Source organism: Paenisporosarcina sp. P4_E4_2 (assembly GCF_056401595.1).
This window is the reverse complement of record NZ_JBFUJC010000142.1, coordinates 1-7,788: the sequence shown is the minus strand read 5'-3', so window position 1 is coordinate 7,788 and position 7,788 is coordinate 1. Positions and strand designations below refer to the sequence as shown.

The 7,788-nt window shown below is 39.6% G+C and carries 11 protein-coding genes and 2 riboswitches; of the genes, 4 read left to right on the top strand and 7 right to left on the bottom strand.

The annotated features are described in order from the left end of the window. The 3 genes from AC1DSB_RS11075 to AC1DSB_RS11065 form a co-directional block, all read right to left on the bottom strand. Nucleotides 1-1,154, bottom strand: a 1,154-nt coding sequence (locus AC1DSB_RS11075) for a 2,3-diketo-5-methylthiopentyl-1-phosphate enolase (protein ID WP_477586726.1), incomplete at its 3' end; no start/stop codon positions are given. Between the two features lie 72 nt (nt 1,155-1,226). Then, nucleotides 1,227-1,331, bottom strand: a riboswitch (SAM riboswitch). A gap of 152 nt (nt 1,332-1,483) precedes the next feature. Then, the gene (locus AC1DSB_RS11070; protein WP_477531488.1) at nt 1,484-1,798 is read right to left on the bottom strand and encodes a DMT family transporter; all 315 of its coding nucleotides are present in this window, start codon (nt 1,796-1,798) and stop codon (nt 1,484-1,486) included. Further along, nucleotides 1,798-2,133 carry a DMT family transporter gene (locus AC1DSB_RS11065; protein ID WP_342542659.1) on the bottom strand — a complete coding sequence of 112 codons (336 nt, stop codon included), beginning with the start codon at nt 2,131-2,133 and terminating at the stop codon, nt 1,798-1,800. The genes AC1DSB_RS11070 and AC1DSB_RS11065 overlap by 1 nt, the downstream gene beginning before the upstream one ends. A 58-nt stretch (nt 2,134-2,191) precedes the next feature. Next, nucleotides 2,192-2,295, bottom strand: a riboswitch (guanidine-I (ykkC/yxkD leader). 169 nt (nt 2,296-2,464) lie between these two features. On the opposite strand from AC1DSB_RS11065, the gene AC1DSB_RS11060 reads away from it, so the two are divergent. Continuing rightward, a complete protein-coding gene (locus AC1DSB_RS11060) occupies nt 2,465-2,671 on the top strand; it encodes a hypothetical protein (protein ID WP_477531489.1) in 207 nt (68 codons plus the stop codon). A gap of 268 nt (nt 2,672-2,939) precedes the next feature. On the opposite strand, the gene AC1DSB_RS11055 is transcribed toward AC1DSB_RS11060, so the two are convergent. Continuing rightward, entirely contained in the window at nt 2,940-3,074 is a 135-nt protein-coding gene (locus tag AC1DSB_RS11055; protein ID WP_016429808.1) for a hypothetical protein, read from the bottom strand. 233 nt (nt 3,075-3,307) lie between these two features. On the opposite strand from AC1DSB_RS11055, the gene corA reads away from it, so the two are divergent. Both corA and AC1DSB_RS11045 read left to right on the top strand, forming a co-directional pair. Beyond that, nucleotides 3,308-4,270: a magnesium/cobalt transporter CorA gene (corA, locus tag AC1DSB_RS11050; RefSeq protein WP_477531490.1), complete on the top strand. Its 963-nt coding sequence runs from the start codon at nt 3,308-3,310 to the stop codon at nt 4,268-4,270. 149 nt (nt 4,271-4,419) lie between these two features. Beyond that, the gene (locus AC1DSB_RS11045) at nt 4,420-4,845 is read left to right on the top strand and encodes a VOC family protein (RefSeq protein ID WP_477531491.1); all 426 of its coding nucleotides are present in this window, start codon (nt 4,420-4,422) and stop codon (nt 4,843-4,845) included. A gap of 85 nt (nt 4,846-4,930) precedes the next feature. On the opposite strand, the gene AC1DSB_RS11040 is transcribed toward AC1DSB_RS11045, so the two are convergent. Then, nucleotides 4,931-5,101, bottom strand: coding sequence for a hypothetical protein (locus tag AC1DSB_RS11040; protein ID WP_016429805.1), 171 nt, complete (start codon nt 5,099-5,101; stop codon nt 4,931-4,933). A 177-nt stretch (nt 5,102-5,278) separates the two neighbouring features. Further along, nucleotides 5,279-6,049 (bottom strand): VanW family protein, encoded by a 771-nt coding sequence (locus AC1DSB_RS11035; RefSeq protein ID WP_477531518.1) that lies wholly within the window; start codon nt 6,047-6,049, stop codon nt 5,279-5,281. Nucleotides 6,050-6,338: 289 nt separating this feature from the next. Between AC1DSB_RS11035 and AC1DSB_RS11030 the strand changes: the two genes are divergently transcribed. Beyond that, entirely contained in the window at nt 6,339-7,100 is a 762-nt protein-coding gene (locus AC1DSB_RS11030) for a hypothetical protein (protein ID WP_477531492.1), read from the top strand. A 179-nt stretch (nt 7,101-7,279) separates the two neighbouring features. On the opposite strand, the gene AC1DSB_RS11025 is transcribed toward AC1DSB_RS11030, so the two are convergent. Continuing rightward, a complete protein-coding gene (locus AC1DSB_RS11025; protein ID WP_477531493.1) occupies nt 7,280-7,690 on the bottom strand; it encodes a pyridoxamine 5'-phosphate oxidase family protein in 411 nt (136 codons plus the stop codon). Between the last annotated feature and the right edge of the window lie 98 nt (nt 7,691-7,788).

The following is a 7,788-nucleotide window of genomic DNA, read 5'->3' as shown; positions in this document are numbered from 1 at the left end:
GCCTCTGATAAGGTCTTCCTTGAAAGCGTTGCATCAACCGCTTGCCTGAATGCTTTGCCCCCTGCCGCAGAACCTGCTGGATGTCCGTGCACCCCGCCACCTGCATTGATGACGGAATCAATACCAAAGTCTTCAATCAGTTGCGGCACCATGCCCGGATGAATTCCGGCTGAAGGCACTGGCAAAGAGGTCTTTATCAAACCAGGAACATGGAGTGCATCTGCAATTTGTAGTGTTTCTGATTTTTCCAAGGCCACACTGCCATATGGTGAAGGAAATAACGAGAAATCCGCCCCGGCAAGTCGCAATAATTTACCCAGTGCGAGGTGGTWTGAGAGACCATACTTTTGGGATGGAGTGAATGCTCCCGAAACGGCTGGGTGTGCCATAATCRGAATCGCAATTTCTGGATCTTCAGCTAAACTTTGCAGTGTATCCAATCCGTATGCATAAACATTAAACAGCAACATATCTGCCCCTAGCTCTGTCGCGTGTCTTGCTTTGTCTTTTAAGTCGAATGTACGTCCTGTCAAATTCACTGCGTAACGTGTGCGGTGACCTGTCTCCGAGAAAACATGCTCGAGTACTTCACGTCCTTTTACAATCCGTTGTTCAAAAGGCGTCGACTCGTTTTCGAATAAAATTTCATCATCTTTCACAAAATCCACACCACCGCGTGCTTGGTGTTCGAGTTGTGTTAGTAAAAAGCCCAAATCTTTCCCGAGTATGCCTTTAAAGATACTCATGACAAATGGTCGTTCTTGCACGCCTGTCAATTGTCGGATTCCTTCTGTGCCGAATTTCGGCCCTGGAAAGTGGCCCGTTAATTCCGGACTGAACTCCAAATCAATTAATTTGATTTCCCCGTCCAGTGATAACTTGCCAAAAGTCGTCGTTAAAATGGCTGGCAAATCAGGACTGAAATTCGCCATGGGGTATGCAATGCGAATAATTCCTTTCGTTCGGCTTTCTAATTGACTATTTTCTTTTTGGACAGATACAACGCGTCCCTTATGTTTCTTCAGTTGCTGTTGTTCCAGTTGCGGTAAGTCGGTCCATGATCCGACCGTCAAGCCAAGTGCGATGCCTTCTGCTTTTTTTTCTAAATTTTCTTCTATGCTATGGACTAAATAAGTCGCGATTACTTCACTCAATGTCTCCACCTCTTTAGGGAAAATAAAAAACCTCTTCACAAAAAAGAAGAGGTTAGTAGTTGAACTAACATCCTCTTATCTGTCAGCTACTGCTGCAAGAATTAGCACCGTGCCTACTCGCGTAAGTCGGTTGCCGGGTTTCATAGGGCTAGTCCCTCCACCTGCTCTTGATAAGAAAAATGTAGATATGATATTTTTTAAAATCTAAATTGGATTATGACAGGGTGCAAAATACTTGTCAACATAATTTTCTAACAAATTAAAATATACTGCTTTTTATGTGTGTGATAAAGTTATGCTATGTTTGCCGGGAAATAGATATGACCGTCCTAAGAAATAAATTTCAAACCGACAGCCGCTCCTAACACCATGGCAATAAACAGCATGCGCAACCATGTTTTAGGCTCCCCGTATAAAATCATGCCTAAAATCGCTCCACCTGAAGCACCAATACCTGTCCACACTGCGTATGCCGTACCCATCGGAAGGGTTTCCATGGCGAGTGCAAGGAACAGGAAGCTTGCCAAAAAGCTTGCGAACAATCCGCTAATGGACTTCCAATTGCGACTTTTATGCACTTGACTGATCATCGCCACACCTGTCATTTCAAACAATCCAGCAATGATTAAGAATATCCACGCCATTAGGATTCCACCTCTTCCTGTTCTTTTGTCACCAGCTTAAGCCCGACAACCCCAATTAACAGAAGTGCAATCAAGGCAATTTTTGCGATACTAAATGATTCCCCGAAAAAGAGGATATCCGCAATCACTGTACCAGCTGTACCAAGTCCGACAAACACTGCATACACGGTTCCAACAGGAAGTGTTTTCCCTGCCATAATCATTAAATAGAAACTCACTGAAATCGCAATTGCCGTGCCCAACCATGTCCAAATATCATCCGCATGCTTGAGACCAATTACCCAAAACACTTCAAAAAATGCTGCTATGAAGACTTTCATCCATTCTTTATTCATGAAAACATACTCCTTTTCCAAATCAAAATAAGCCCGAGAGATAAACGTATCATACGTCATCTCCCAGGCTTTTATCCTTCCGTGTATCTTTGCATGTGTGCAAAGCGTTTTCTCTTGGACCAGACCAAACCGGTTGTTTGCGGAACCCTAGAAAACTTGGCCGCCATTGTGAAAATGGCGCTTTATGAATTTATTAATTCCATGGCTAGAATAAACTATATTTTACAGAGAGTCAAACGATGCGCTCGCTTTAAAGAAACAGTTGTAACAATTGGAAGTAAATGTAATACTTAATGGTACTATATTTGGTTGTTGCGGAAGGAGAATCACAATGAAAACCTTCAAAAATAAGATGATTATTCTAATCATGTCCATCGTCATTTTCGTCATTTATTTTCAGATACTTGGATTTTTTGCAGGTAATCTACTTCCTATCTCTCCACTTGGTACGATGATTGGATTGATCATTCTTTTTCTTCTCATCCCGATTTCGTATCTGTCAGCGTATGGAGTGGTAAAAGTTATTAAAGATATGTAAATTCCCGTATGAAGGAGTTTTTAAACAAGAAAAAACTCTCCATAAGAAATGAGAGTAGTAAAGTGAATCAATTTATTTATTTATGATTGCGTTTAGTTAATTCCAAGGTGTCTGTGATGAATTTAATTGAGAAAATCTCTTTTCTTGTGCTCTTTGAGTGGACTTACTTATGAAGTCCATAAATCGCGTCAAAGATATTTTTTTCCAAGGTCTTCGTTGAATTTCCACGTTAATGACTCTCCTTTAAATCGCATTTTTTATTTTTCCTTTATCTAGCTTTTAGAGGTATTCGTTGTCGTTTATGAAATGGAAATGTGGCAATGGTTCCCGCGACTCCACTGATGGCTAAAAACGAAAGGATTGCGATAGGTAAAGCTTTCTTTTTCAAACGTGTTTGACTCATGTAGGACCTCCTTGGATTTGAGCTTGCACCTTTAGTGTAATAGATGAATATGAAGAGGATGTGAATAACTTGTTAAGACATTATTTAGAAAATGAACTTTTAATGTGAAGTTATAAGAAATCGACTGGTAACTTCTCCTTTTTCAAACGAATTTTGTTGGCTTCAATACAAGCACATCGAACTTTCGTGGTAAACTACTACTAGCATTTACAGTGTGAAACGAGGTTTTACTTATGATTCGAACATTTGGAGTTACCGTTGATAGCCAATTAGAAATGGACTTTCCTTTAGAAGATCTACATAAAAAGTCATTCGACTGGTACTGGATTGATTTTGACAAACCATCAGCCACTGAATGGGCTTTGCTTGATTCGTTCTTTCATTTCCATCCACTGGCGATTGAAGATTGTTTACACCGCTTGCAGCGCCCGAAAGTCGATTACCACGATGGATATCATTTCTTTGTCGTCCATACGCTGAATGAAGAGACACTCGAAGCAGAAGAATTGGATTTATTCGTTGGAAAGAATTTTGTTGTTACTTTTCATCATAATACCGTTCAAGAATTGGACTTGGTTCGAGAAAAATTGCAACGCGATGCCTCCTTCTGGGAACGTGGAGCGATTTATGCGATGTATCAAATTCTCGACAAAGTGGTTGATTCCTACTTTCCACTTGTGTACAAGATTGAGGACCATTTGAACGAAATTGAAGATCAGATGACGTTTGATATGAAGCATTTTTCGATGGATACTGTCTTTGAAATGCGCAGTGACTTGTTATGGTTGCGCCGAACGATTTTGCCGATGCGTGATTTGATGTACCGAGTTTTAAACTCGAGTAGTTTTAACCTTCAACAGCACGAACATTCCTACTTTGCGGATATTTCTGATCACCTCGTCAAACTGACAGAAATTGTGGAGTCAAACCGAGAACTTACAGCGGATATACGAGATAGCTATATGGCAATGAACTCCAATCGAATGAACCGAATCATGATGATTTTAACGATTGTATCCTCCATTTTCATTCCACTAACATTTGTAGCAGGGGTATATGGCATGAACTTTGAAAACATGCCGGAACTCGAGACGAAATACGGCTACTTTTTCGCTTTAGGCGGAATGGCACTTATCGGATTGTTAATGTTCGCCTGGTTTAAATACAAAGGCTGGCTGAATTTATTCAAATCATAATGAAAACCATCTCCCGAAAAAAAGGAGATGGTTTTTTATTTGATCGGTTTCCAGTTCATAAGTTCAAACAGGATTTCCCCATTGTAGTATCGAAAATAGAAATAGGATGAAGAACTCAATTTTAGAAAATTTTTGGGGAGGATTATAAGATGAAGGAAAAGTTACTAAGAGTAGGAACTACATATTTACCTGTTACCGACGTAGAGCTATCTTCGGAATGGTATGTACACAAATTAGGTGCTGAATTAAGCTATAAAGACAACGATAAAGCTATTCTTAATTTAGCCAACCAAAGTATATTCCTTGTTAAGTCTAGAGATAATCAAAGCTCGAACTTCTATGACATTAATGGGAATGAACATTTCTCTATTACCTTTGAAGTGAACGGATTATCTGCTTTAGAAAGTATACACAAGGATTTCAATGAAAAAGAAATAAGAATTGGCGATATCGAAAACCGCGGGCATGCAGGAAAAAACTTTGTTTTTTATGATTTAGATGGGAATAAATTTGACGTTTGGAGTGAATTAAGCAACATATTTAAAGAGAAATTCTTAACTGCTAAAAAGCTATAGAGTGATGGTGTTACAAGGCTTAACCCATTAACTTCACTTATTGTCCATAAAAAAAAGGAGCTTTACGCTCCTTAAATCGGCTGAATTATTCTTCGCCTTCTTCAGTGTTTTTGTTTTCAGAATCTACTTCGTCCTTCTGGTCACCATCATTGACACCATTATCCTGGTCAACTCCGTCACCACAACCTGCTAAACCACCCAAAACGATTCCACCTACTAGACTACTTGCTAATAATGTTTTTTTCCAATCTGCCATGTTAGTTTCCTCCTCATATTTTGTGTTAGTTGAATGTTTCTAATGTTCTAATTCAAATTTACCCCTATACAAAACATATAAACCTCATCCGTAAATGTTAATCGAAACAGTCATTTTTTCTTTCTTTATTAGACGAACAATAAAACAGCTCAGCAGATTCCTGCTGAGCTGTTTCTTTTATGCTTTTCCATCCGTCAGAAAAGGTTCATACATGGTAATGGCATGGTTTTCAGTAATGAACTCGTCATCGATTCGTTCTCCGAAACGGTTGAGTACTTCACGGTATATCGTGTTGTGACGTACGTACCCGCCCCATTGTTCTAATGTGAACCAATGCTCTTTTTCATAAACATTGTAGGTCGTCAAAGAAGGTTGTGTCGATCGCCATTCGCCTACCAAAGATTGATCGGTTACGTAAATGATTAGTTGGTAAGGTTCATTCGTTTCATTTTTAATCTGCAGGTCCAAATAGTTATATGCACAAGTTGCCCCGCTTCCAAAAGGTTGGCTGCGCTTGGAATCCGGAAATACATCGTAACTGTGACGGTAGCGTTCTGTTACAGTAAGTGGAGTATGCAAAGTCATCCAGTAAATCAGGTTGGATAATTGGCAAAGGCCACCGCCTGGACCAGATCGCACTTTCCCATAATGCAAAATCATGCCGTCAAGATAACCTTTCCGTCTCGTTGTTTTCCCAATTGTCTTCCAGTAGGAAAACGTTTCACCTGGCTGAACGACGATTCCACTTACTTTTTTAGCCGCAATCTTTAAATTCACGACTTTATTATATTGCAGTTGCATGTCCACGTCTTTTAACTGACGCAGCAACGGTGTCTTGTGTTTGAAAACTCGATATTCCAGTGATTCATTTCGCTTATTTTTTGCGTACTTTTTTTCATCCAGTACCCATTCAGCATATCGTTTCAGTCGATAAGCTTTAGTTCCCATCCATATACGGGAAGCACTTCTCTTTTTCGGTTTAAGAGATTGCAATTTAGTGCGCTCCTTTCAATTAGAAAATTAACCATCGTCATTAAATGCATATGAAAAGAACTTTCAATGTAGACACCTCAAAAATTGCAAATCATGACAACGTTCCCATCTGGATCTTGGATATTAAACCAAGCTTCTCTTCCACCTTTCGAGTCATTGAATCTTTATATCATTCTCCATAAACTAGGAGAATCCTTTTTATTATTACGATATGATGTTAATGAAGGTAAGGAGGATGAAACGAATGCAAGCACCCAAAGAGATATTGGCTGTATGGGGAAAATTTGACGACAAGCCTATGGATACGCTGATGAAACTATGGTGGTCCAAGCAATCAGGTGGTGGAGCACAGCGTCCTGTTTCTTTGATTAAGGAGCATTTCGAGCATTTCGGTGTCGCTGGGAATTGTGTAGACTTGTCGCTATGGTTAATTGAAGAATTCCGTGCTGCAGGTATTGAAGCTTATGGAATTACGAATGATGTCGATGCAGAACGGGCACATGTTGCTGTAATTGCGATAGATGGTGAAGGACATTGCTATTTGTGCGATCTCGGTGATCAATGGATTCAGCCAATCGCTGTGGATGCAGAACGGGTTAACCACCAAGACTATGTCAAAGGATTTTTTCCTGCTGCAAAAGTAAAACTCCGGACAGAACGATACAAGACCACCATTTCATATCAAAGGCCGAATGGGAAAGTATCAACTTCAGAATACGATATGACGCCACTCGATGATCATTTGTTGTGGGCCATTTCAGAGCGTGTGCAAAAAGTTTTCCGAAAGAAGCCGCTAGTTGAAATCAGGCTTCCTTTGGAAGAAGAGATCGTTCACTGGGAATTTGATGACTGGAGAAGTTTTTTAAGTACTTCACAGAAATTGCATGCGGAAGATTCCGATTTAAACTTGGAGGAATGGATTCAACGAATTAACTCGCGGACAGGCATGAAAGAAGAGTTTTTAAGGGATGCTTTGGGGTACTACAAAGCAATGGAGAGAGATTAAAAATCACACTTTGAGGAACCGTCATCTCAGGGACAAGTTAACTTGACTCTGAGACCTTTCTGAGCGATAAATGGTTCAGTTTGAGCGATAAACATCGCTGTTTGAGCGTTAATTTTTTCACAAACTTTCACATTACACAAAAAAGCTCACCCTCAGTCTGAGTGTGAGCTTTGCATTTATTAAAATTCAATGGTTTCAGGTGGTTTTCCACTTTTGTTCATAAGACGAATGCTTTCTGGTTTTACAACCAATATCACTAAGTTCGGGTCTTCTGGACCTTCGAACCAATTTTTCATATGGTCATTCCAAATTTTTTCTTTCAAACTTTCGTCTTTACTTTCACTTACTTTGCCTTCAATCTCTAGGAATGCATCCCCGAAGCCTTCTCCGTCATAGCCAATCAAAATATGTGTATATGGATTGGCTTCAATGTCTTCAACTTTATGCGTGTTTTTATTGGTTGGCGTATATAAAGTGAATTCTTCATTGAAGAAAGTCATGTATCTTGAGTGTGGTTTATTATTTTTAATCGTTGCCATCGTGCCGGTGCGACTTTCTTTTAAAATATTCAATGCTTGTTGTTTACTCACTCTTAATCAGCTCCTTTCCTGAAAGTATTCCTTTCAGTTCAGCCAATTAAACATGACAATGTGCTGTTATTCCGCTAAATATTGGTAAAGCATATCGT

What these genes read in the sequence shown, in the direction of transcription:
- corA (WP_477531490.1), top strand. Translation starts at nt 3,308, where the DNA reads ATGATTCGAACATTTGGAGTTACCGTTGATAGCCAATTAGAAATGGAC.
- AC1DSB_RS11040 (WP_016429805.1), bottom strand. Translation starts at nt 5,101, where the DNA reads ATGGCAGATTGGAAAAAAACATTATTAGCAAGTAGTCTAGTAGGTGGA.
- AC1DSB_RS11045 (WP_477531491.1), top strand. Translation starts at nt 4,420, where the DNA reads ATGAAGGAAAAGTTACTAAGAGTAGGAACTACATATTTACCTGTTACC.
- AC1DSB_RS11065 (WP_342542659.1), bottom strand. Translation starts at nt 2,133, where the DNA reads ATGAATAAAGAATGGATGAAAGTCTTCATAGCAGCATTTTTTGAAGTG.
- AC1DSB_RS11030 (WP_477531492.1), top strand. Translation starts at nt 6,339, where the DNA reads ATGCAAGCACCCAAAGAGATATTGGCTGTATGGGGAAAATTTGACGAC.
- AC1DSB_RS11070 (WP_477531488.1), bottom strand. Translation starts at nt 1,798, where the DNA reads ATGGCGTGGATATTCTTAATCATTGCTGGATTGTTTGAAATGACAGGT.
- AC1DSB_RS11060 (WP_477531489.1), top strand. Translation starts at nt 2,465, where the DNA reads ATGAAAACCTTCAAAAATAAGATGATTATTCTAATCATGTCCATCGTC.
- AC1DSB_RS11055 (WP_016429808.1), bottom strand. Translation starts at nt 3,074, where the DNA reads ATGAGTCAAACACGTTTGAAAAAGAAAGCTTTACCTATCGCAATCCTT.
- AC1DSB_RS11035 (WP_477531518.1), bottom strand. Translation starts at nt 6,049, where the DNA reads ATGGGAACTAAAGCTTATCGACTGAAACGATATGCTGAATGGGTACTG.